19 protein-coding genes and 3 pseudogenes are annotated in these 22,866 nt (G+C 58.6%); 2 read left to right on the top strand and 20 right to left on the bottom strand.

Annotation, left to right across the window (positions count from 1 at the left end; translation table 11 throughout):
* A partial coding sequence (locus tag NKI41_RS18120) for a helix-turn-helix domain-containing protein (protein ID WP_352684342.1) occupies positions 1–433 on the bottom strand: 433 nt, incomplete at its 3' end.
* 97 nt (positions 434–530) lie between these two features.
* Here NKI41_RS18120 and NKI41_RS33295 point away from each other — a divergent pair.
* Positions 531–702, top strand: a pseudogene (locus NKI41_RS33295) (transposase); the annotation flags it as partial.
* 471 nt (positions 703–1,173) lie between these two features.
* Here the strand turns inward: NKI41_RS33295 and NKI41_RS18115 are convergent.
* From NKI41_RS18115 to ectB, 3 genes are all read right to left on the bottom strand, one after another.
* Entirely contained in the window at positions 1,174–1,965 is a 792-nt protein-coding gene (locus NKI41_RS18115; RefSeq protein WP_352684340.1) for a helix-turn-helix transcriptional regulator, read from the bottom strand.
* An 865-nt stretch (positions 1,966–2,830) separates the two neighbouring features.
* A complete protein-coding gene (locus NKI41_RS18110) occupies positions 2,831–3,673 on the bottom strand; it encodes a 2OG-Fe(II)-dependent halogenase WelO5 family protein (protein WP_352684338.1) in 843 nt (280 codons plus the stop codon).
* Positions 3,663–4,922 (bottom strand): diaminobutyrate--2-oxoglutarate transaminase, encoded by a 1,260-nt coding sequence (gene ectB, locus NKI41_RS18105; RefSeq protein ID WP_352684359.1) that lies wholly within the window; start codon positions 4,920–4,922, stop codon positions 3,663–3,665. The genes NKI41_RS18110 and ectB overlap by 11 nt, the downstream gene beginning before the upstream one ends.
* 602 nt (positions 4,923–5,524) lie before the next feature.
* On the opposite strand from ectB, the pseudogene NKI41_RS18100 reads away from it, so the two are divergent.
* A pseudogene (locus NKI41_RS18100) lies at positions 5,525–5,722 on the top strand (hypothetical protein); the annotation flags it as partial.
* A gap of 106 nt (positions 5,723–5,828) precedes the next feature.
* Here the strand turns inward: NKI41_RS18100 and NKI41_RS18095 are convergent.
* The 16 genes and pseudogenes from NKI41_RS18095 to nifH form a co-directional block, all read right to left on the bottom strand.
* On the bottom strand, positions 5,829–6,806 hold the full coding sequence (locus NKI41_RS18095) for a radical SAM/SPASM domain-containing protein (RefSeq protein WP_352684336.1): 978 nt from the start codon (positions 6,804–6,806) through the stop codon (positions 5,829–5,831).
* A 212-nt stretch (positions 6,807–7,018) separates the two neighbouring features.
* Positions 7,019–8,035: a 1-aminocyclopropane-1-carboxylate deaminase gene (locus tag NKI41_RS18090; RefSeq protein ID WP_352684334.1), complete on the bottom strand. Its 1,017-nt coding sequence runs from the start codon at positions 8,033–8,035 to the stop codon at positions 7,019–7,021.
* Between the two features lie 323 nt (positions 8,036–8,358).
* Positions 8,359–8,682 carry an exopolysaccharide production repressor protein gene (locus NKI41_RS18085; protein WP_352684332.1) on the bottom strand — a complete coding sequence of 108 codons (324 nt, stop codon included), beginning with the start codon at positions 8,680–8,682 and terminating at the stop codon, positions 8,359–8,361.
* Positions 8,683–8,709: 27 nt separating this feature from the next.
* The gene (gene fdxB / locus NKI41_RS18080) at positions 8,710–9,027 is read right to left on the bottom strand and encodes a ferredoxin III, nif-specific (RefSeq protein ID WP_352684330.1); all 318 of its coding nucleotides are present in this window, start codon (positions 9,025–9,027) and stop codon (positions 8,710–8,712) included.
* Positions 9,024–9,227 (bottom strand): CCE_0567 family metalloprotein, encoded by a 204-nt coding sequence (locus NKI41_RS18075; RefSeq protein ID WP_352542107.1) that lies wholly within the window; start codon positions 9,225–9,227, stop codon positions 9,024–9,026. Before NKI41_RS18075 ends, fdxB begins: the two co-directional genes overlap by 4 nt.
* Positions 9,228–9,252: 25 nt before the next feature.
* Positions 9,253–9,720, bottom strand: a pseudogene (locus tag NKI41_RS18070) (NifX-associated nitrogen fixation protein).
* Positions 9,721–10,054: 334 nt separating this feature from the next.
* Complete coding sequence (locus tag NKI41_RS18065; RefSeq protein ID WP_352684327.1) at positions 10,055–11,224, bottom strand: TlpA disulfide reductase family protein; 1,170 nt, start codon at positions 11,222–11,224, stop codon at positions 10,055–10,057.
* Between the two features lie 1,329 nt (positions 11,225–12,553).
* Positions 12,554–13,441, bottom strand: coding sequence for a universal stress protein (locus NKI41_RS18060; RefSeq protein ID WP_352684325.1), 888 nt, complete (start codon positions 13,439–13,441; stop codon positions 12,554–12,556).
* Positions 13,442–13,548: 107 nt separating this feature from the next.
* Positions 13,549–14,334, bottom strand: coding sequence for a response regulator transcription factor (locus NKI41_RS18055; protein WP_352646356.1), 786 nt, complete (start codon positions 14,332–14,334; stop codon positions 13,549–13,551).
* A 27-nt stretch (positions 14,335–14,361) separates the two neighbouring features.
* Entirely contained in the window at positions 14,362–14,841 is a 480-nt protein-coding gene (locus NKI41_RS18050; RefSeq protein ID WP_352684323.1) for a NifX-associated nitrogen fixation protein, read from the bottom strand.
* A gap of 17 nt (positions 14,842–14,858) precedes the next feature.
* Positions 14,859–15,356: a nitrogen fixation protein NifX gene (gene nifX / locus NKI41_RS18045; protein ID WP_352684321.1), complete on the bottom strand. Its 498-nt coding sequence runs from the start codon at positions 15,354–15,356 to the stop codon at positions 14,859–14,861.
* Positions 15,322–16,704 (bottom strand): nitrogenase iron-molybdenum cofactor biosynthesis protein NifN, encoded by a 1,383-nt coding sequence (gene nifN, locus NKI41_RS18040; RefSeq protein WP_352684319.1) that lies wholly within the window; start codon positions 16,702–16,704, stop codon positions 15,322–15,324. The genes nifX and nifN overlap by 35 nt, the downstream gene beginning before the upstream one ends.
* 9 nt (positions 16,705–16,713) lie before the next feature.
* A complete protein-coding gene (nifE, locus tag NKI41_RS18035) occupies positions 16,714–18,204 on the bottom strand; it encodes a nitrogenase iron-molybdenum cofactor biosynthesis protein NifE (RefSeq protein ID WP_352684317.1) in 1,491 nt (496 codons plus the stop codon).
* Positions 18,205–18,267: 63 nt separating this feature from the next.
* The gene (gene nifK / locus NKI41_RS18030; protein WP_352684315.1) at positions 18,268–19,809 is read right to left on the bottom strand and encodes a nitrogenase molybdenum-iron protein subunit beta; all 1,542 of its coding nucleotides are present in this window, start codon (positions 19,807–19,809) and stop codon (positions 18,268–18,270) included.
* Between the two features lie 126 nt (positions 19,810–19,935).
* Entirely contained in the window at positions 19,936–21,438 is a 1,503-nt protein-coding gene (nifD, locus tag NKI41_RS18025) for a nitrogenase molybdenum-iron protein alpha chain (RefSeq protein ID WP_352684313.1), read from the bottom strand.
* A gap of 98 nt (positions 21,439–21,536) precedes the next feature.
* Positions 21,537–22,430, bottom strand: coding sequence for a nitrogenase iron protein (nifH, locus tag NKI41_RS18020; RefSeq protein WP_023801970.1), 894 nt, complete (start codon positions 22,428–22,430; stop codon positions 21,537–21,539).
* Positions 22,431–22,866: the final 436 nt, after the last annotated feature.

Below are 22,866 nucleotides of genomic sequence, written 5' to 3'. Positions count from 1 at the left end.
CGTTGATCAGGACGATCTCGTGGCTCCAGTCGAACTGGTAGGCCTCGCCCGGCGCGAAGAATAGCGGCACATAGGCGTCCGCCGTCGCCGACCCCTGCGCCTTCGCCCAGCTCTTCGCGTATCGGCGGACGGCGTCATAGCCTCCCTCGTAGCCGAGGCTGCAAAGCTCTTCGTAAATCCGGATCAGTGTCAGTTGCTCGCGCGCCACCTTGCCACGGTTGCCATTCAAAAACCCGTCAAGCTGATCCTGCCACGGACCGATCTTCGGCTTGGGCTGCCGCTCGCGTTCGTAGGAGAACGATGTCTCATCGGATCTGAGAATCTTGCGGACGGTGTTCCGCGACACATGCAGTTCGCGGCAAATCCGCTTGAGCGACCATCCCTGCACATGGAAGGCGCGCCGAACCCGGGCAATCGTATCCACCGACTTCATCCCCACACCATCCGCTCGCTACGACGAGCTGATGGTCGCAAATCAAAGCATCAGGGGGGTCAAAATTGGACGCCGATTCCCCGGCTTATGGGGTCAATTTTGCACGCCGATTCACACACCTGGGCCAGACCTGCTCCACCATCCGCAACTACATTGCGTCGCCCGAGGCGGCCGCCTTCTGCCGGCGGCCATCGACGGATCGCTGAAAGCCGGCCTTCTTTCTGCCGGGCCGGGTGCTCTCACGCCTGTTCCGACGATTGTACCTGGAGCGACCGCTACGAGCACCTCACCGGGCATACCCTCAGGCAATGCCCCGCCTGTCGTCAAGTCCAGATGACCATCATCGAAACATACCTGATGATGCTCGACGAAAGCCTGTAGACGGTACGCCGGAAACCGCCCGGAACTCGTTCGATCTTCGCGCCGACCGCGCAATCTGAACCTTACAAACGGGACCGTGTGGTTGGAGTGCGTCATTTCCTGGCTGAGAGAGGGGAGAACGGAAGGCAATCGCAGTTTTCGGACGCGCAGAAGGCTTTCGTGATCACGCCGGGCAAAGACGGTACGCCGGTGACCGAAATTTGTGGCAGGGCAGAAGGACGCGATCCCGAACACCCGTGAGTAGAACCGACGGCAAGTCGACCTATTCGGGCACTGCCTCCGCGACATCAGACAGCCGCATTGTAATAATGCCGTTCTTTGTTATAACAGATCAACGTTTCGCGACTTTTTGGAGGGTTTTACAATTCAATAATTCTGAATTTTAGCGCTTTTATAGCCGCTGTTGTTCTGCTGGCCGCATCCATTTTTCGCATTACGTTTTTTATGTGGAAGTTAACAGTATCTACTGATATTCCTAAAATCTTACCTATTTCCCACGACGATTTCCCTTTCGCCGTCCATAGGATGCACTCTTTTTCTCTAGGAGAAAGATTAGGCATCTCCTCGAAGTCACTCGAATTAGCGAACTTACCGACTCTCAGATGGAAATGTAACGCAGCAAGCTGCAAGTATGTGATTGCTCTATTTTGGAATTCACCGTCCCGCGCTTGAGCAAAGTTCATGATTGCAAAGCGGCCGTCGGGGCCGTGCAATGGAACGCTAATGCCCGATCTTAAGCCGAACGCCGCCGCCTCGTCGAAAACGCGCCGTTCGTCTTCGGTCGTGCTTTTGTCGTTGTACACGTCGCTCCACCGAAAGGCTTCTGCTCGCCTCCGACTCCTCTTGATGGTGGGGTCTATCCTGTCATAACCCATTTCGAAATAGCGCTCCTGCCATTCATGAGGATAATTCAGCATGACCGCCGGATCGCCTCGGACGGGCTTTAAGCCTTTTTGGTCTGGTGCAAGAGAGCCATACGCGATCCACGGACAATCAAAATTCAGGGCAAAATCAGATAACAGGTCGAACAAATGCTCGGATTTTGCAACACGATCGGTTTGGTCGAGAAATCGGCCAAACTCGAGCGCAAATGCCTGCCTGGCAGCCCCAGGGAAATGCATCGCCGGGACCGAAAAAAACTGGTCGGACACTCTGGTTGGGAGCCCTCGAAGTTGAGAGGCAGCAGTTATCCGTGGACGTTCCATAGTCTCTGCTCCGTAGCCATTTGCGATGGATGTTGTCCCCGCCGCACCATCTTCCGGCTGTGCGGCCACAGAGCCGCGCGCCGTCCTCGGGCAGGCCAACATCGTCAGAGCTCTAGCATCTCATTGCGACTGGCGGAGTTATTTTAAATTTGAATTTCTGTTTCACTACTGTAACGGGAGCGCAAAAAAAGAATTATTCCAGGTTATGATCTTTCGCCGGCTTTCATGTCAGGATTAAATCGGCGTTTTCAGACCGACATTCAGTCTCAACCTAGCGACTTCACATCGGCGTATCAAGCTACACTTGCAGCAGACAGTTTCTTGAAACTGCGTGCTTCTGCTGCGGGTGCATCAATTTGCATTGAGCTGCAAGAAGGTGAAGCAGTGCACTGCACATTGATCCATGTCCACCAGAGACGAAGTATATTTTACTCGATATTGTGATATGTCTCACATTGCTTTTGCTCAAATCATCTTCCGTTCGTGTTTGCCTCCGCACCGGGAACAATCGAACGCTGGGAGCTGTTAGACTTACGCTGAGGAAGGGCCCGAAAACAAAGAGTCTGTGGCTGATCTTGCCGGGTCCCTATATTTATGTGATCAAGCAGGGAGAAAAGAGGCTTATGTTACCTGCGCAATAGGCATTCACGCGGGCAGAAAATCGCCATCATGTCGGAGACCGCAGCGTTTAAAGAACCAAGGGCTTCATTTTGATATAGGTCTTTGGATCAGCCCAGCCCTGTGACCAGAGGGAGCTCGCCGTTTGCGTTCTCTCACGGCCGAAGCCGGTTAGTGGCTGCCACATCCAACTTCAGGTCCACCAGAGAACAAGATCCGGGCGAGCAAACCCGAAAAAGCTGTTCAGCACCAGGCGACGCTTTCCGTTGCCTGATTGACCGGTGACCCCGTGAACGAAACCGCCATCGATTAGGCCGATATCCCCCGCCCTGAGCTGGAAGTCGCGACAAGGAACGCCCTCGAGATAGGCTGCCGAATAGGGATAGCCCGTAGTCTCCACACCTTGAGACTTTCGGTCGTTGACTGTCGGCTTGTGGCTCCAGAGCCGCAGATTGCCACCTTCCTCGGGCATGCTGGGATAGAAGTTGAGTGCTGCGACGGTGTTGTGCGCCACCGCAGAAAGCTCGTAATCGTTTCCAGCACATAATACTTGAGCGACGTCGTCGTGGGGGTCCAAGGAGAACGTGCCGCTGCCAGACCAACTGAGAGCGCGACAAACATTAGCCTGACCGTGCTCCGAACGGGCCAGCCGCAATTCAATGCCCTGGCTGTGAAGCTCGCGCTTCAACGCGTCAAACAGTGCTCGGACGGGATCAACCAAATTGCCGAAAAGGGCGTCGACGTAGGGTCGCGCAGTTTCTGACTCTGCGAAATACGTTGCTGCATCCTTCCTGTAGTGGGATGCGCCGACATATTGTCCGGGAACGCCATCTTTACGCTCCCTGAGACCGGTGCTGTCAACAAAGTTCGCAGTGATTTCTTCGGCTATTTCAGAACTGAAAGCTTGCTTGACGTGCAGAGCGGTGATCTCACCTTTCAGGACTGAGATGATGTCCGCAGTGCTGATCGAGCCGGTTCGTTCTCTGATCGCAACAGGCGAGGTGGCTGGGGCTTGGGATACTTGATTAGTCTCCATTGGCTTGCTCCTTTAGTGCGTGATCAAGGATGGCGATGCCATGATCGAGTTCGTCATCGGTGATGGTTATCGGTGGGAGGAGTTTGATGACGTCGCGATTTGGTCCTGAGGATTCGATCAGCAGGCCATTTTCGAATGCGACATCGTGCACACGGCCGACAACGGCCTGCGAACCGCACTTGAGGCCGGCCATCAGACCGCGGCCGCGCTTTTGTTCGATGCAGTTGGGAAATTTCGCAACGAGCCTGTCCAGGTGTCTTTGCAGTCTCGCGGCTGTCCGCTCAACGCCTGCAGTGAACTGCGTGTCGGACCACAGTTTGCACATCGCTCCCGCAGTCACGAAGGCGAAATTGTTGCCTCTGAAGGTCCCGCTATGTTCGCCGGGATTCCAAATGTCCAAGTCGGGGCGAATCAGAACGATGGAGAACGGACTACCTGATCCGCTTAGGGATTTTGAAAGGCATATGATGTCGGGATCAATACCCGCGAACTCGAATGAGAAGAACTCGCCCGTTCGTCCCGCACCCGCCTGGATGTCGTCGACGATCATAACAACACCGTGCTTGCGGCAAATGCGCTGGATTTCCGTTAGCCAAGCTGCTGATGCGGCGTTCATGCCGCCTTCTGCCTGAATGGTCTCCAGAATGATTGCGGCGGGCTTTTCAATGCCGCTTCCCGGGTCGCCCAATGAGGAGTCTACGTAACTCGCGGAATCGAAATCTTGGTTCGGGTATCCGTCATAAGGGACACGGATCACATCGTGGCGAGCAACGCCGCCTAGTTCCCTGGTCGACGCCGAACCCGAGACCGCCAGAGAGCCGAGCGACATACCATGGAACGCATTCGTGAAGGCCATGACGCTTGAGCGGCCGGTATATTTTCGCGCCAGGGCCAGCGCCGCCTCGTTTGCGTTTGTGCCGGTCGGCCCAGGAAATTGTATCTTGTAGGAAAGCCCCCTGGGCTTCAGGATCGAATCCACGAACGCTTCAATGAAGTCACGCTTTGCCGCTGTATACATGTCTAGGGATAGGAGAATGTTCTCGCCAACCATATATTCGATTGCTGGCGCAATAATATCTGGATGGTTGTGTCCGTAGTTGAGTGCGCCGGACCCTACAAGGAAATCGATATAAGGGTTACCGGCCTCGTCCCAGATTGTCGCCCCAAGGGCCTTCGTAAAGACTGTAGGAAACGACCGCCCGTAGCGACGAACGTTGGACTCATGAGCCGTAAAAATTTCAGTGTTCATTTCAGGGTCCCTCTGCGTGTCGCGTTCAACGAGCAAGTGATAAAAATGTGTTTGGTTTGTTGCGGTTGTTTTCAGCTTCACTTCAAGGTCGGAACGGCCCAGGCGGAACTTTGGACGGTCGTGACCTCCCAAGAATGTGTTCGTAATGCCGACACGCTCCTCAAAAAGGTCCGCGCCAAAAGGGAGACCGCACTGGCGCGGCAGCTCAACTGCTGCACTGACGCACTTCGGAACCTCCACCGTAGTCACGTTGCTCTGCATGGCGATATCTCTCGTCTATGCGTTGGAACGAACTCAGTCCTAGAGTTTTCGGGGAGGCGTCGATACTACGGTATTTGGTAGTTGACGCACGTGTACTCGGCGAAACGCCCTACCAATCATATCAAGCTCAGCGCTAGCACCGGCTCATGGGTGACAGGCGCTTCTGCCATGCAGCAGCATGCTAAAGTGTTGCAGGCGCTCCGGCAGCAACACGAACCATCGTGCCCCTGGCTTGTGGTGTAGCTCGGCGGTAGCGAAGCCGCTCGCGAGCGCGCCCTCAACAGCGCTGTAGCAAGCGAGCGGCGTAGCGGCGAGGATCGGCGTTCTTCGATGTCGGGGCCGCTTTCGGACCGCTTCTGAAGCGTCTCGACCAATTGTCTCTGAATAAGGATCAGGGTCCCGAAAAGCCGACGGCGGAGGATATTGCGGTCTATATGTGGGACCAGACTAAGCCGGTTCTGCCCCCTTTTAGGCCAACAAAGTTTACCAGACAACCTTGTGCTGGGAGATGCGACCACAGGTCGGTCGGAGCCGCGTAAGACATAGGCGACTAGACTCGTCGACCGGGCCCACACGAGCCCGCCTTATGCAGTCTCAAGAGGATCGACATTCGCTCGCGCTTTAAGGCGGTTTGCCGACCTCCAGTCAGGATGCGGACGCCCTTGGATGGGCATATTCGCACATTCTGCAAAGCAGAAAGCCATCCGTCCCATTCATGCGGTCTACGATTTGGCTAAAAACTGGCCCTTCAAAAAGATCTGCGTATTCGTCGCGCAGAAGATTGCCCAATACGTGGCGCCGTTCAAAATCCATGCAGCAGAGCGTAACGTCACCGTTTGGGAGAAGAACATTCCGATACTGCCGTCCGTCAACGCATGTCAGCGCGCCGACGACTGGCTGCCGTGGTTCGACGACCTTCGGATCAACGCTTCCACCCCTGCTGCTCAGAGGCCGCGCGCGAACTAGCGCTTCGGCGGGGATTATGCCGGCGATATCCGGATGAACCTCGCCAAGGACTATAAACCAAATTGAGGCGATGTCTGTATTGACCACTTGACGAATCAAAGCGAGATACTTGTCTCCGACAAGACGGCTATTCATGTATGCGCCATCATCGAGAACATGGACCACGAATACCCTTGAGCGCAGCGCTTGCAAGCGGTGTAAATCCCGCCCCTTCATTCCTACAAGCGTCGTGAAAATCCGGATGCCATGGCCTGGGGCGTAAGCGTGCTCGACCATTTGGGTGCAATCCGGATTGAGCCAAGGCTCGGAGTACCCGGCGAAACTAATGTCGACGGAAGTTGGAACGCGCGCCAGACATCGCTTGAAATCTTCAATATGAAGATGCTTCACATGGGAGACCGCTCTTTGCCGACGGGCGAACTTGTCCTGCGGACAATAAGAACATCCGACGATGCAGCCGGTGGTCGTCGTTATTTCCAAAATGCTGCCGCCAGGGATGGCAGAGCCCAGTTCCTGTAAGATCATCGGATATGCCTCCACTTTTTTGGCACTCTTGGCGAATCCTTCATGTTCAAATAACAATTTACTTCTTTGGTTCAGACGGAAATTGTCGCATCCTAGGGTATATTTGGTTATTTCTCTCATCGTGGCAGACATATCAACCACGCCCCTAATATTCGATGATAATAGTCTGAGCGATTTTCGGTTTCCGCGGAATATCCATCGGTCAAACTTTCCAAATAAACTCCGTCAGCTTCGCGTTGGGCGGCAATCAACCCCCGGCTCCATCGGTTTGCTGGGCGGCCCTCGCACCTAGTTTGGGCGCTTCGCCGGCACGACAGGACGGCGAGATCGCAATCTGTCCAGCGTCAGCCGTTGCGGAAGGTGTAGCTGTACCCGTTGATGGCCGGCCCGCCGCCGAGATGCGCGTAGAGCACCCTCGATCCCTCCGGAAAGAAGCCTTTCTGGACGAGGTCGATCATCGCTTGCATGGATTTGCCCTCGTAGACGGGATCGGTGATTACACCCTCGAGCCGCGCACACAGGCGGATGGCCTGCTTCGTTGCCTCGGACGGAAGGCCATAACCGGGAGACGCGTACCCCTCGATCAGCACCACGTCATCGTCCACGATTTCCATGCCAAGCTTGACGAGCTTCGCAGTATCCCGGGCAATACTTAGCACCTGCGCCTTGGTTTGGGCGGGGGTGGCGGAGGCATCGATGCCGAGCACGTTGCGCTGTCGACCGTCCTTGGCGAAGCCAACGAGCATGCCGGCATGCGTCGAGCCCGTGACCGTGCAAACGACGATGTAGTCAAAGCCAAACCCAAGCTGTTTCTCCTGGGCGCGCACCTCCTCCGCGAACCCAACGTACCCAAGCCCCCCACATTTGTGAACTGAGGCCCCGGCCGGTATCGGGTAGGGCCTGCCGCCCCTTGATTTGACTTTATCGAGCGCCTGTTCCCAACTGCGGCGGATGCCGCCGATATCGAAGCCCTTGTCGACGAGGCGTACTTCTGCTCCCATGATCCGGCTCAAGAGAATGTTGCCGACCCGGTCGTAGACGGCATCCTCATGGGGTACCCAGCTCTCCTGAACCAAGAGACATTTCATGCCGATCTTGGCGGCGACCGCGGCGACCATGCGCGTATGGTTGGACTGCACGCCGCCGATGGAGACAAGCGTATCGGCATTTGACGCGATCGCGTCGGGGATGATGTATTCGAGCTTGCGGAGCTTGTTGCCGCCGAACGCGAGACCGGAGTTGCAGTCCTCGCGTTTGGCGTAGATTTCCACCTTGCCCCCCAGATGCTTGGAAAGGCGGTCGAGCTTCTCGATGGGCGTGGGTCCAAATGTGAGCGGATAGCGTTCGAACTTTTCCAGCATTTTCTCTCCGGCAACACGCGATGGAGATGAATGATCCATTCACGATTCATCTAGGGGCGTCTTTGATTTGACGTCATCTGCATTTTCCGGCGCCAGAAGAGTCCCATCACGATTCCAGCGCCTCATTCGTCATTGAGAGTAGCAACCGCACGCCGGCCTGCGAGAGAACAAATGCGTATGGGATTCAAGAACTGCATCTCCTGGATTAAGTAGAATGAGCGGATTGCGGTCACCAACTCAAGCACAGTATTCATTCTATATCTGCTCAATGTTTGTGTTGGTCCAAAGTTTGTCAGCTTGAGCACTGACCTTGTCATGGCGCCTCAAGGCAGCAGCAGCGATATGGCCAGCATTTGATCGCGCTGGAGCAAATTTGCAGATTCATTCGTCACCTCATCAAGGTCTGGCGGCTCGGACCCGACTTCCTTGCAACTGTCGAGATGCTCAGCCCTTTGGCCAGCTCGGCTAACGCGGCCAGACCGCCAGATCAGAAAGAGCACGCTTGCGAAATACGCCAGCTGAAGGAGCAGCGAACAAGCCAGCGTCGTGACGACTACTGTGCTGATGGAATGAGAAGCGAAGTAGACGGTCAGAGCGGTGCTGCAAAGCACCATTGCCAGGACGCGACAGAAGATTCTGAAGGGCAATGCCGTTCTCCTGGATTGTCCACCAGATCATGCAGCGACATTGTCGTCCGCAACATGGGTCTGGCAGTTCTTCGGGCAGACGCGGGCGCAGGCTCCGCAGCCAATGCAGCGGCCGGGATGGTCGACGACCATGATCATGCGATTGAGCTCGCCATCGAAATCGTCGTCTTCGCCGTCGCAGGCGCCGAGGATTTCACCCACGTCATCGACGCCGTAAAGATGCATGACCTCGCGAGAGCAGACTTTGAAACAGCGGCCGCAGCCGATGCAGGTCGTGCCGTCTATAGCGGTGAGATATTGCGGCACCCATCCGGAGCCGTCGCGGGTGGTGAATGTGCTCGTCATCGTAACTTCTTCATTGCAGCGAGCTCTCTCTTGGCACCATCCAACTCGGCAAAAACGGCGGACGTTTCCTCGGCAACTTCCTCTATCTCCCTCCATTTTCCCGGGAGATTCTCTGCAAGGTCGCGCAATTTCATCTTGGCAACTGCCGCGCGCAGCTGAAGCTTTCGGACTTTCTTCCCTATCTCATCTAGGTTTGACATAAATCCTTCCTCAAAATCGGTCTCATCAGGCCGGCGCCACGTCGGGATAGGCTTCGATGGCTGCAGTCGCATCGTCGACCAGTTCGTACCGGCCTCCGCGAGCTTCCTGAACGTCTCGAAGCCGAACCGTGGGATGTCTCGACAGAGCGACCAACCGCCCGCCAGTGAAGAGCAATCGTCCGAAGCCCCATGGGTCTCATCTCCATCGTTGGCGATGTCATCAGGCCGGAGCGCTCCTCGATCCTTAAGCCCGACGGCCGTGTAGAATATATCGACCCTCCACAGCACGTCCGGATCGGGATCGCCGATAATGGGATCGCACGGCGCTGTTTTCTGGTGATGCTAAGGTCGCCCAGCAGTTCGGCGTCCGATTTGCCTTCCCGTGACGCGGAGGCAGCCTGAGCACGGATCAGACGCACGAGGCATCTGACAAAAGGCATGGCAATGGCCCCTCGTCCCCGTTGACAGCAGGGCTGACCGCGGCTTCAGGCATTTCATATTCTCCTTATTTCAGTCCTCTTCCTCGAAGGACGATGTCTGTTTTCTGGGACGCCTACTTCGGGCACCCTTGCGCAGCCGACGCCCGGCTCGGGGCGGCCCATTCCACGCAATTGATGTCCTCGTGGCCGACCTTGAACACCTCCTCGACTGCGAGATCTTCCACGCGAACTCGCGTCGAACATTACTTCCGCCGCAATGCGGCCACAGGTCATGAAGATTCGAGCCTCGATCCCGCTGCAAACAATCGACCAAGTGCTGCATGGACCCTCCTTGCTGCGGCCACGCCAGGGAAATGGACGAATTGCCAAGTAAGCCATTTCGACCAATTACCCTTTTTTATCTTTCCTCCTCGGCTGACCGCGCTTTGGCACCTTCGGGAAATGGTTTTGCGGAGCCGCACAGACTGCGCCGCAACAAACCTTCCCACCCCTGTACTTGGCGAGGGCCTGCAGCAAATCCGGCAGATGCTGCTCTTTCAATTCGGCCGGGATAGGCTCCGGACCGTCCAGCGACGTCAGTGCCAGTTCGACCAACTCGATCGCGCGATCATTGTTGCCGTTCTCGTGATAGTACCGGGCGACCGCGGGATAGGACCGGAACTTAGGGCTGTCGCCTTGCGGGGGATTCAGCGCCAGGATGTGTTCGGACAGCTCCTTGCCCATCGCGAAGCGCTCAGCAGGGGGAAGGCGCGAATGGTCATTCGCCGGATGGAAAAGTTGGTCTAGCGCCGAAACCATCCAGTCCTCAGAGTTTTTGTCGATCGCGTCGCGAACCAATTGGCTCATCACGGGCAAGCCGGTCCACATGTCTTGAATTTTGTGAAGCAACAGATGCGCATGAGCCAGACGGAAATTGATGTCGTCCGGCATCAAGGCGATGCCTTCTTCGATCGCCCAGAGCGCCGTCTTCCAATCTTCTAACTTCACCGCCGCCCAGAATCTGTCATCGATCGGCTTCTTCAACGCTTGTTGGCGCGCCATGGGTTCGCTTGCGGCGATCCGCTCCGTATCGGCGGCTTTAGCTTTATCGCTGATGCGCCAGCTGCCGTTGAGCACTTCCGGCAAAACCTCATCGAGTTGGCTGGGATGACCGATAAAGGCGATATGGCCGTCTCGGTCGACCACGTACGAAGTCGGAATCCCGGCGGAAAAGCTGGGTTTCATCCAAAGCTTGTTCATTTCACCTGTGTGGTCGAACGCGATCCGATAGCTCAGATGCGAGCACTTTTCGGTCAACCACGCGTCCAACTTGGTGCGAGCCTCAACGGCCGTTGGAGCGTCTTCATTAGCCGCGACTCCGACGACCTCAAGTCCGCTGTCCCTGTATTTTTCCTGGAGCCGCATCAGCTGGAGCATCTCCGCCACACATAGTTCGCACCAAGTTGCCCAAAATTCGACGATATACACTTTGCCGGGTTCGAAATTCGTCAGGGGCTCGCCACGCAGCCAGGTGTCAACTTTGATCGAAGGAGCCGGTGACTTCATCTGCAATACCATGCTGCTATCCAAAGCTGTTGCCACAGGTTGCGCGACTTTACGCGCAAGCTTGTTTCCCTCTTTAGAGAGGGGCACACGGGCAGGAAAAGGAGAGCATCGCTCGTCTCGCGCGTCTGTGTGCAGTCAGCTTTCACGCAGTGTTGCCGCATCACAATCCGCAAAGGCCGTGCCAGCGCGCTCAGCGGGCAGTAAGCGCATCAATCGCTAGAAAAACCTTCAAATGCCATGATGGCCGGTTGTATTGAAGCCGACATGTTTTCTGCCGCTGTCAGGTTTTCGACAAGCATCACCCGCTTCGCGTCCGCAGAAAAGCGTGGCCCGGACGACTCAATATGCATTCGGGCCGAGGGACGAGGCCGATGGCCATCATGACTGCGTTGGCTATCGTGAGGCTCGTCATCATCGTCCGCTTCACGCCACCGGCTTGAGCGTCTTGCCGTTCCGGTCCGGAGGCGGTAGCGATCTCGCCATTTGCGATTGTAAGGGGCCGCTCCATCCGAGCGCAGCCTGTGCCCCCTCGCCCGCCTTGCGATTGAATTCCTGGGCTGGCGTCATGGGAGTTCTTCACGACCGAAGCCGGTCCAGCTGTAGCTCGCCAATACCGCTCCTCAGAACGACGATGATGATCATGGCGAAGAGGCCAGGATGAGTGCCGGCCGGTGAACTCTGCGGGATCCCTGCTTTGTGTTTATCTTCTGTGTTCCCGGTGCTCAGGTGCAACGGGACCTCGCGGTGCGACGTGAGCGTTGGCGGAATTGCAAACCCAAAGACCGCTCGGTCGCCACGCAGGTTGGGCCGGACCAGGGGAAACGCTGGAGAGGCGGCTGTCCGCCACTAACCCGGGCTACCATCCCAGAGATGACAAGGCGATTCATGCCATCGTTCGCGCCGACGCCGGCAAGAGCCCGACCGTCCCGACTCGAAGGTCGGTGCCTTGGCCACCGCACCGTCGTTGCGGTGGTCAGCTCCCGGCCAGTGGTGAGGGAAATCGTGATAACGCCAATACGATGCGGCTACGGTCCGAACGCGGCCTGCCGGGCTGAAGCGACTCTCTTTCTCGACCTGACGCCGACCTGAAGCGGTGGTTTTGAGTGCATTGAGGAGCGCCTGTACCTCTGCGCGGCCTTTGGGCTCCGCGTTACGGATCATCTCGGGCGAGGAGAACCCCCGAGCGCGCATTAGAGACGTCCGGGATGTCTCGGCGACGGCGCTTGTAGATTCGAGCCTCGCGAAATTTGCGCTTTGCGCGATCTTCCTCCGACTTGGCATCAGGATAGGTGACCCAAGGGGGGTAGAGCTTCGAACAGCGTCGGTGCTTGCTTGGAACCGTCAGCGAGCCAAAAACAACGGCAATGACGGCTTCCCAACTATCCATCTCGTCACGCCGCCGAAGAGTCGCTCACGTAGCCTGCGGTTGCCATAAGCGCCCATGACTATCATGTCGGCAGACGTGTCGATTGCGTGCTGCGCGAGCACCGTGGCCACTGGTTTGCCGGCGCTCGCCAGCCGGTCAATCGACACCCAAGCACCGTGCCGAGTGAGATAGGCGGCGATGTCGGCTCCCGGCTCGCTACCGTTTCCGGTGCAGGTCGCCTCCGGATCGACTAATGCGACACGAACTTCCTCAGCACCGGCTAGCAGATCCAGCGCTTCCCGAACCGAACGGGACGCCTCGACTCGCGAATCCCAGCCGACCAGCACGCGCCGTGGCGATAGAGTCGCCTCAGCGCCCTCCGGCACGACAAGCACCGGCTTTCCGGTATCGAACAGGCTGCCGTTGATAACAAGGGGTCCGAGATTAATGTCGTTGAGAAGTGCGGGGCCGACGATTGTCAGGTCGTTGCAGAGCGCCCGCTGTCGCACCGCGTCACCGACGCTGGCCTGATCGCAGTTGGCGATATCGACATCATAGCACCGCCACGTGGCTCTCAGCAGTTTGTGAATTTCCCTGAATGTCGTTTCCAGTCTGACCATGTCGTGTGAAAATCTCTCGATTTGCCTATATCGTTTTTCCAGTCTGGCAATGGCCTGTGCGCGTTGCGCAGGCCACGCGGGGATGCCATCGCCCAGCAGCGGAGGCGACATAACGAGCCGCGGAGGCGACATAATCAGTACGGAAAGATACGCGCCGACCTCGGCACACAGGCCGGCTGCTATTCTTATATCCTGATCGGAGTGCTCCGCTCCCGTCACACTGAGTACGCTTCTGAAAGCCATTTGACTGCTTCTTTCTGAATATGTCGTACCTGCCGGCGCGTTTCGAAGCCGCAAGACTTGCCCTCAGCACGGCGGAAATGCGGAGTGGCACCACATCGGTTATCTATTCAGCCGTCCGGCCACTCGAGCGAGTAGCCGGCCGACCTGACAGTACGAATGACGCTGGAGGGGGAGGCCGCCTTCAGAGCCCTTCTGAGCCGGCTGATATGGACATCCACGGTGCGTACACCGACATGGATATTGGCCGGCCAGGCCGCGCTGATCAGCTCGTCTCTGGTGAAGACCTTGCCGGGAGTCTCAAGCAAAAGCCGCAGCAGGTTGAACTCGATCGGCCCAAGGTGGACTTCGTGGCCATTACCCCGAACGCGGTGGGCATCGAGCCTTATCTCAAGGTCGCCACAGGAGATCCAGCCGCCGTTTTCAATCCCGTTCGAACCCGGCTTTGGCAGCGCCAGCTTCATCCGTAGACAGTCAAGTAGCTTGGCCGGCGCGAAGGGCCGCACAAAGCTTTCGTCAATACCAGCCTTCAAGAGATCGAGGTGCTGGTTCTCGGCGCCGGGCGCAATCAGCGCAATCACGGGCAGGCCGCCGGTCCGGGGCTCCCCCTTGAACCGGGCGCAGATTGTGGAGCCTGTCGCGCTTGCTGGCCCGCAGTCCAGCACTACCGCCTGGAGCTCCCGTTCATCGGCCAATGCAAGTGCTTCCTTCACGCCGCCTGCCGGCTCACTCGTGAAGCCGTCCACCCCCAGAATGTGGCTGAGGAACAGATACAACTCCGCATCTTGCGAACAGATCAGGACCAGTGGCTTCATCAGCGCTACCCCAAGAACCACATCGGCCTCGACCGCCTCGATTGAGAGGGCTGGCCATCGCATGTCCTCAAGACCTGACATGATCCCCTTGATCGAAAATCGGTTCCATCACGCCCGCGCCACCTCGGGATGAGCCTCAATGGCTGCGGTCGCATCGCCGGCCAGTTTGGTACCGGCCGCGGCGAGTTTCCATAACGTCTCGAAGCCGAACCGGTGGACGTCGCGCAGGGTCTTCGACAGAACGACCAACCGCCCGGCCGTGAGAAGCACGCGCCCAAAGCCCTCATGGCTTATCTCCATCATCGGCGACGCCATCAAGCCGGAGCGCTCCTCGATCGCAAGCCCGACGGCGGTGTAAAACATCTCGAGCCTCCACAGCACGTCCGGATCGGGATCGCCGATGATCGGGATCGCACGGCGCTGTTCCCTGGTGATGATGAAGTCGCCCAGCAGCTCGGCGTCCGATTTGCCTTCCCGAGACCCGTGGGAATCATGAGCCCGGACCAGCCGCACGAGGCATTTGACGAACGGGGTGGTAAGGGCCGCCTCGTCTTCGGCGACAGCAGGGCTAACCGCGACGTCAGACATTTCGCCCACTCCTCATTTCAGTCCTCGTCCTCGAAGGACGGTTTCTGTTCGGCGACACCTGCCTGCGCCAGCACCTTGCGCAGCCAAGGGGGAGGACAGGTCCTGAGCATCATCTGCGTGCGCAACAGCACCTCTTGGATGGTTTGGGGCTGCGGCACTTTGATCGGATGAATTTTTGCCGAAACAACCTTGGCTGCCGAAGGTCCGCCGATCGCCAGACAAAACAGCAGATGACAGCCCTTCAGCGCCTCCACCTTCGGGGTGATGCGGTCATCGCCCTCAGTTCGGTGCTTCCCGCTCTCGTCGGAAACGTCATCGAAGGCCACGGCTTCCACGAGATTCCACTCCTCGCGCGTCACGTCGTAGACAGCAAAGCGCCTGGCCGACCCGAAATGCGCGTTGAGGTTCTTCATGTCCTGCGTGGCGATCGCCACGCGCAATGCGCCGGCTTGGCGTTCCGGCGTCGGTGCGTGAACCTCGTCAGTGACGAGCGAGAGGCGACGAACGGAGCTCATCTGGCATTTCTCGCTTAGGGAGTGGATCAAGCGCCTCAGGCGTCGGCGCGTGCCGGTTGGCTTCAAAAATGTTGGCAACCTCGAAGATCAGGTCGCGGGTCCCCTGGTAGAGGATTGTGAGCTTGTGCTGGCTGCCGAGCCGGTCGAAGATCGGGAAGCCGACCCGCATGAGCGGAATGCGGAGGCGCTGCGCCGCCTGGCGGCCGTGGGAATGAGTAACGAGAAGATCAGCGCCGGCGCCAAGAGCTTCCAAATCGCCGAGATCGCCGATTTGAACCGACTGCGCCGGTACTTCCTCCAAAATTTTCGACACGTCGGTCGTGGTGACCGCCGCCGCGATTTCGGAGCCCATGCCGATGAAGAAGCTCGCGAGTTGGTAGAGTTGGTCTGGTTCAGCAGCGATCGCAATTTTCTTGCCTCCAAAGTGGAAATGTCCGTCGAGCAACGCGTCCTGCAACTGCGCCCGCCGACGGCACACCCCAGCCGGCGCCGCCGCGCCCGAAATCGCGGACAGCAGCGAGACGAACCGGTCGGCGTCCTTCAATCCAGTCAGCGACCGGAACAGCACGTAAGGGACGCCGGTCAACCTCTGCAGCAGCTCGGCCGGGCGGCGCATATGCTCACCGATGACGATGCATTGCTCGGCCGTGCCAAGCTCGCGGATATCCTCGACGCTGGTGCCCCCATAGGTGGTCGTTACCCAGCGGTCGGGCACCGTACCGTCGAGCGAGCCGGAGACGTCCGGCAGAATCACCGGCTTGAGTCCAAAGCTTTCAACCATCTCACGCAAATGCTCGATATCAGCCACAGTGAGGCTCCAGCCAGGCAGGATCACGATCTTCTTCGACTGCCGCGCCTGCTCGCCAGGACGCGTAATCCTTTCGATCATCGCGGTGACAGCCTTGGCCCAGCCCTCTTCGATCGCGCCGTCGAAATCCGGTGTGTTGGCTAGCACCACCTCCGTACCCGCGAGTTCTTCCGTGCGCTTCAGCCTGATATTGGCGATATCTCCCGCGCAGTCTTCGCCCCGGGTTTCCACCAGCGCCGTCGTGCAGACCCCGATCAGCGTTGGCTTTGTGCGGGCCTTGAGGTTGAGGATCGCCTCTTCCAGATGGTCTGCCCCGCCGAGGATCGTCGCCACCTCGTCCATCGCCGTTGTCTGCAATGGGATGGCTTCCTTGAAATGCCGCACGAACAGCACGAGCGCGAAGCTGGTGCACCCCTGGCTGCCGTGGAACAACGGCATCGCGCCGTCGACCCCAAGAAAGGCGAGGGCGGCACCCAGCGGCTGCGATGACTTCAGCGGATTGACCGCCGCCGCTTTGGTCTGGGGAAGGATGCGGACCATCGGCTTTCCTCAACACTCGCCGAAATCGTCGGCCGTCGTGCCGGCGAATTCCTGGACAACACGCAAGGTCGCGGTCTCGCTTTTCGTGCTCGGCAGTTCCTCCCTCCCCGCAGGCTGGCAATCCCATGGTGCCGGCTCCCGCACCTGGCGCCAGATCGGGTTATGAATGGCGAGGTCGATCTGGCGTACGAGTTCCACCATGCCGTCATAGCCGGCGTAAGGATGTTGGCGCTCCTGGTTGATATCGAGCCAGGGTGTCTTGGCCTTCAGCGCGATGAACTGCGTGCGCCCGCCCGACAGCATGATATCGGCCTTGTGTTCTGAGAGCATGGCGTAAAGCTCGCACGGCGCCATCTGCTCGAACATGTGGTTGTCGTCCTTGAGGATCTGCTTGATGCGCTCCTTGTCTTCGACGGTCGACTTCTTGACAGAGGTGCCGACGATCTCGATGCCGATCTCCATCAGCGCATGGACGACCGACCAGGACTTCACACCGCCGGTGTTGAGCAGCACGCGCTTGCCTTCGAGCCTCGGCCGGTAGGCCGCGAGCTTCTTCCAAGCGATCGCCTCCTCTTCTGCAATCAATGCCTCGGTGCGGCCGAGGATCTCCGGATCGGCACCCTTCTTCACGAGCAGCTGAGAGATCTGTCGGAGCGCTTCCGAGGTGTCGGTGATGCCGTAGAAGGAGCCCTCGAAAAACGGGATGCCCCAGCGCTGCTCCATCTTGCGGGCGAGATTGATGAGCGCGGTCGAGCACACCATCATAGCCGCCCGGGCGCGGTGCGCGCCGGCAATGTCGAAGTAACGTGCGTCACCCGGAATGCAGGCGCGCACCCGGATCCCGAGCCGATCCAGCAGCGGCTTCACCAGCCAGAATTCGCCCGAGAGGTTGAATTCGCCAAGAATATTGATGTCGTAAGGGCCGGCATCGTCGGGCTCCACCGTGCCGATGACATGATCGAGCAACGCCTCGCCGGCAAGCTTGTTGCCAAGATTCTTGGAGCCGACGAAGCCCGGCGCATTGACCGGCACCACCGGCAGACCGAACTTTTCCGCCGCGCGCTTGCAGACGGCCTCGATGTCGTCGCCGATCAGCGCCGTAACACAGGACGGATAGACGAAGATAGCCGGCGGCCCATACGCTTCCTTGATCTCGCGGATCGCTTTGAAGAGCTTCCGCTCGCCCTGCCCCATCACAACATCGAGTTCGGCGAGGTCGGTCGTGAAGCTCGTGCGCCACAGCGTTGGCCCGGACGAAGCCGCACCGCGGTTGTCCCAGGAATTGCCCTCGCAGGCGAGCGGCGCATGGATCAAATGCGCAACGTCGGTGATCGGCTGCAGCACGATCTTGGCGCCATCGAAGGCACAGCCGCCGGCCGCCGCCCCGGGGGTCAGTGGCTTCGAACAACCCTTTTTGCGCGCCTTGGCATCCTTGCCGCGATTCTGCTCGCAGGCGGGCTCGTCGAAGACATCCTGGATTTTGGCTCTGAGCGAGGACATTGCGTCGGTCTCCAAAGTCCCTCGGGAAGACGACCGGCCTCAGCGAAGAGCCGGCCGCCACTCTTAGCGGGTGAGGTCATACGAATAGTCCGTCACGCCCGTCTCGCTTGTCTCGCGATCGAGCTTGTCGAAGATCTTGTCGAGGATCGTCGTCAGGACGCGCAACCCGCCTTGGTAGCCCATAACCGCAAACCGATGGTGATGGTGGCGGTCGAAGATCGGAAACGTCAGCCGGATCAGCGGCGTGCCGGTGTCGCGCTCCAGATACTTGCCATAGGAGTTGCCGATCAGCAGGTCCACCGGCTCGGTGAAGAGCAGCGAGCGCATCGCCCAGAGGTCCTTGCCCGCCCAGACTTGAGCATCCTTGCCGAAGGGCGATGATGCAAGCAGTTCCTTCAACTCTGCTTCCCATGCCGAGGTGCCGTTGGTGGCGAGGCAATGGGTCGGCTCGCCGCCCGTCTCCATGATGAAGCGGGCCATGGCGTATACAAAGTCCGGATCACCGTAGATGGCGTATTTCTTACCGTGCAGCCAGGATTGGCTGTCCGCCATGGCGTCAACAAGTCGGCCGCGCTCCAGGCGGATTGTCTCGGGGATTTGCTTGCCAGAAATCGCGGAGACCTCCATCAGGAAGTCGTCGGTCGCTTGGACTCCGAGCGGGTAATGGAACGAGGCAGTGGCCTGCCCTACCCCCTCGCAATACTCCAGTGTTTTACGGGTATTGTAATGCTGTAGAGAAAGTGTCGCCTCGGCGTCGAGTGCCTTCCTCACGTCTTCGATCTTCGTGCCGCCGTCGTACATGCGGTATTCGCCGTCCGACGGCGTGTCGAACTGGTCAGAGGCGTCTTGGATGAAGGTATAGGACACGCCTATCAGATCGAGCAGGCGCTTGAATTCCCGGTTGTTGCCAACGCAAAAACCGTCGAAGCCCGGAATGATGTTGATGGTTCCCTCGGCTTCCGTGCGCTCCTCGCCTTTCCAGAAATGCTCCAAAATGCCCTTGACCGTAACGTCATAGCCGTCGACATGGCTACCGACGAAGGCCGGCGTGTGGGCGAAGGGCACGTCGAAGTCGCGCGGAACCGAGCCTTGGTCCTTGGCGTTCTCGATGAAGCTGTGCAGGTCGTCGCCAATGACCTCCGCCATACAAGTGGTCGAGACGGCGATCATCTTCGGGTCGTAGAGTTGGTAGGTGTTGGCGAGCCCGTCGACCATGTTCTTCAGGCCGCCGAACACTGCCGCGTCCTCGGTCATCGAGGAGGAAACTGCCGAAGCAGGCTCCTTGAAATGGCGCGACAGGTGCGAGCGGTAATAGGCCACGCAGCCCTGGCTGCCGTGGACGAAGGACATGGTTCGCTCGAAGCCCGCGGCCGCGAACACCGCGCCGAGCGGCTGGCAGGCCTTGGCGGGGTTCACGACAAGCGCTTCGCGAGCAAGGTTCTTTTCGCGGTATTCCCACGTCTTGGTGAATTCGCGTTGGTCGGTAATGACCTGGGCCGGGTGCGGACATTCGAAATTCAGCCTCTTCTCGGCGAGCATCTGCCTGTATTCCGGCTCGCGGAACAGGGGAGCGTGGTCGAGAACTTTTTCAGCCGACTGCGGCATGGGTGGTTACCTCTTTCCATCTGGCCCGCCATACGGCGGCACAGGGACGTCGAAACGTTTCAGGTCTCCCGCGGACAAAGCGCCACAGGCGTTCAACGGCCTCCCGGCTTCCGGGAGGCCAGGTTTTCATTCGGCTGCGATCGCCGCCGACGGCTCGGCTTTTTTCTTCCAGGGGGCGTCGTAGAGGTTCCAGACTGGGTTGTTGATGGCCAGATCCATGTCGCGGGCGAAGATGGCGAAGCCGTCGTAGCCGTGATACGGGCCTGAATAATCCCAGGAATGCATTTGACGGAACGGTATGCCCATCTTCTGGACCGGGTACTTTTCTTTAATGCCGGAGCCAACGAGATCAGGACGGATCCCCTCGATGAACTTCTCCAGCTCGTAACCAGTCACGTCGTCATAGATCAGCGTGCCCTTCTTCACGTAATGACCGGTACGCTGATAGTCGTCGTTATGGCCAAATTCATAGCCAGTGCCAACGATCACCATGCCTAGATCCTCATATGCCGTGACGACGTGACGGGGGCGCAGCCCGCCGACATAGAGCATCACCGTCCTGCCTTCGAGGCGCGGCCGGTACTTGGCAATGGCGGCATCGACCAACGGCCGGTATTTGGCGATGACCGCCTCGGCCTTGGCCTCGATTTCCGGCCCGAAATGCTTGGCTATCTTGCGCAGAGAGGCTTCGGTCTGGGAGGGGCCGAAGAAATTATACTCCATCCAGTCGATGCCATACTTTTCCTCCATGTGCCGGCAGATGTAGTTCATCGACCTGTAGCAATGGATGAGATTGAGCTTGGCCTTCGGCGCGCGCTCTATTTCGGCCAGCGTAGCGTCGCCCGACCAGTTGCCAACCACGCGCAGGCCCATCTCCTCGAGCAGGATGCGCGAAGCCCAGGCGTCGCCGCCGATATTATAGTCGCCGATCACATTGACATCGTACGGGCCGGCCTCGAACTCGATGTCCTTCTTTTCGAAGACCCAGTCGCGGATCGCATCGTTGGCGATGTGGTGGCCGAGGGATTGCGATACGCCGCGGAAGCCCTCGCAGCGCACCGGCACGATCGTTTTTTCGTGCTCCTTGGCCTTGTTGCGGGACACAGCTTCGGTGTCGTCGCCAATCAGGCCGATCGGGCATTCGGATTGCACAGTCATGCCCTTGTTCAGCGGAAAGAGTTCCTCGATCTCGTCGATGATCCGTTCCAGCTTCTTGTCGCCACCAAAAACAATGTCCTTCTCCTGGAAATCGGAGGTGAACTGCATCGTGACGAACGTGTCGATGCCAGTCGTGCCGACGTAGTAGTTGCGGCGTTGCGACCAGGAATATTGCCCGCAGCCGACCGGGCCATGCGAGATATGGACCATATCCTTGACTGGACCCCACACCACGCCTTTCGAGCCGGCATAGGCGCAGCCGCGAATCGTCATCACGCCGGGGATGGACTTGATGTTCGATTTTACCTCGCATTCGGAAAGGACCTCGCTTTCCTCGCCAGCCTCGTCGCCGCTCTTTGCGACGCTCAGGTGCTTTTTGCGGCGCTTCGCCGCCTTGTCAGGATATTGCGACAGCACCTCCTCGATAAGCTTCGCATGGAGGGCGCCGTCATTCTCGTATTCCAGGCTCATGGGACCCCTTTCAAGGTTCAGGGTGACGCCTCACCAACGAGGCGCCGTTCTTTGAAAGGCGCGCCAAGTCAAGGCCGCGCCTCGTTCGGCAGCGGTCGTTACTGTGCGGCCGCCTTGGCCGCTTCCTTGACCTGAAGCTCGGCAAGCATCTGCTCGTCGGTCTTCATGATGCCGAAGTCGAGCAGCATGTCCTCGAGCTCCTCCATGGTGATCGGGGTGGGGATGGTGCCCTGGCCCGAATTGGCATGGATCTTCTCGGCCAGCGCCCGGTATTCCCCGGCCTGCTTGGAGTCCGGCGCATACTGGATGACAGACATCTTCCTGAGTTCGGCGTGCTGGACGATGTTGTCGCGCGGCACGAAGTGGATGAGCTTGGAATTGAGCCTAGAAGCCAGCGCTTCGGCGAGGTCGAGCTCGCGATCGGTTTGGCGCTCGTTGCAGATCAGGCCGCCGAGCCGCACGCCGCCCGAATGGGCGTATTTCAGGATGCCCTTGGCGATGTTGTTGGCGGCATAGAGCGCCATCATCTCGCCGGACATGACGATATAGATTTCCTGGGCCTTGTTCTCGCGGATCGGCATCGCGAAACCGCCGCACACCACATCCCCGAGCACGTCGTAGGAGACATAGTCGACATCGTCGTAGGCACCGTTCTCCTCGAGGAAGTTGATCGAGGTGATCACGCCGCGGCCGGCGCAGCCGACACCCGGCTCAGGGCCGCCCGACTCCACGCATTTGATGCCTTTGTAGCCGACCTTGAGCACGTCCGCGAGTTCCAGGTCTTCCACCGAACCTTCCTCTGCCGCGAGGTGCAGGACCGTGTCCTGCGCCTTCGCGTTCAGGATCAGGCGGGTGGAGTCGGCTTTGGGGTCGCAGCCGACGATGAGGATTCTCTGCCCGAGGTCGACAAGGGCGGCGAGCGTATTTTGGGAGGTGGTGGACTTGCCGATGCCGCCCTTGCCGTAAAAGGCGATCTGACGCAAACCTGACATGTAGCTTTCCTTCCTTCGTTCCATTCATCGCGGCTGCCGCGACATGAATGCCGGTCGGGCAGCTGTCGCCGCCTCGCACCCAAGGATCTCAAGACTCGTGCCAATTTGGCTGATCGAACCGAAGAATAATTTCATGGTTGCTTTTCAGGGATTTAGCTTGAGGCCAAAGAAAGGATCGTCGGAACAAGCCGTGTAGCGGACCCGACAATGGCGACACAAAGCGTCGGATCGCGATCCTCAGTCACCACATCCGTTCGAACCGCATCGTTGTGTTGAGCTGGGCGAACAGCATCTCGACCCTCTTGCGTAATTGCGGGATGCTGCGAACTCTTCTGTTCCGGCGAGCTGACGTGCTTGGTCTCGCGTGTCCTCATCGACACTGCGCGGAATCTTGCGCTCCACGCTGGCATACCATCGATCCACGGCCATCCATCCG

Source organism: Mesorhizobium sp. M0601, assembly GCF_040320845.1.
Taxonomy (GTDB): domain Bacteria; phylum Pseudomonadota; class Alphaproteobacteria; order Rhizobiales; family Rhizobiaceae; genus Mesorhizobium.
Note: the sequence above shows the minus strand (reverse complement) of the source record. Positions and strands in the feature narration are given on the sequence as shown.

Excerpts from the sequence above, each read along its gene's own strand:
- NKI41_RS18110 (WP_352684338.1), bottom strand. The coding sequence starts at position 3,673 with ATGGAGACTAATCAAGTATCCCAAGCCCCAGCCACCTCGCCTGTTGCG.
- ectB (WP_352684359.1), bottom strand. The coding sequence starts at position 4,922 with ATGAACACTGAAATTTTTACGGCTCATGAGTCCAACGTTCGTCGCTAC.
- NKI41_RS18095 (WP_352684336.1), bottom strand. The coding sequence starts at position 6,806 with ATGTCTGCCACGATGAGAGAAATAACCAAATATACCCTAGGATGCGAC.
- NKI41_RS18090 (WP_352684334.1), bottom strand. The coding sequence starts at position 8,035 with ATGCTGGAAAAGTTCGAACGCTATCCGCTCACATTTGGACCCACGCCC.
- fdxB (WP_352684330.1), bottom strand. The coding sequence starts at position 9,027 with ATGACGAGCACATTCACCACCCGCGACGGCTCCGGATGGGTGCCGCAA.
- NKI41_RS18075 (WP_352542107.1), bottom strand. The coding sequence starts at position 9,227 with ATGTCAAACCTAGATGAGATAGGGAAGAAAGTCCGAAAGCTTCAGCTG.
- NKI41_RS18065 (WP_352684327.1), bottom strand. The coding sequence starts at position 11,224 with ATGGTATTGCAGATGAAGTCACCGGCTCCTTCGATCAAAGTTGACACC.
- NKI41_RS18060 (WP_352684325.1), bottom strand. The coding sequence starts at position 13,441 with ATGGCTTTCAGAAGCGTACTCAGTGTGACGGGAGCGGAGCACTCCGAT.
- NKI41_RS18055 (WP_352646356.1), bottom strand. The coding sequence starts at position 14,334 with ATGTCAGGTCTTGAGGACATGCGATGGCCAGCCCTCTCAATCGAGGCG.
- NKI41_RS18050 (WP_352684323.1), bottom strand. The coding sequence starts at position 14,841 with ATGTCTGACGTCGCGGTTAGCCCTGCTGTCGCCGAAGACGAGGCGGCC.
- nifX (WP_352684321.1), bottom strand. The coding sequence starts at position 15,356 with ATGAGCTCCGTTCGTCGCCTCTCGCTCGTCACTGACGAGGTTCACGCA.
- nifN (WP_352684319.1), bottom strand. The coding sequence starts at position 16,704 with ATGGTCCGCATCCTTCCCCAGACCAAAGCGGCGGCGGTCAATCCGCTG.
- nifE (WP_352684317.1), bottom strand. The coding sequence starts at position 18,204 with ATGTCCTCGCTCAGAGCCAAAATCCAGGATGTCTTCGACGAGCCCGCC.
- nifK (WP_352684315.1), bottom strand. The coding sequence starts at position 19,809 with ATGCCGCAGTCGGCTGAAAAAGTTCTCGACCACGCTCCCCTGTTCCGC.
- nifD (WP_352684313.1), bottom strand. The coding sequence starts at position 21,438 with ATGAGCCTGGAATACGAGAATGACGGCGCCCTCCATGCGAAGCTTATC.
- nifH (WP_023801970.1), bottom strand. The coding sequence starts at position 22,430 with ATGTCAGGTTTGCGTCAGATCGCCTTTTACGGCAAGGGCGGCATCGGC.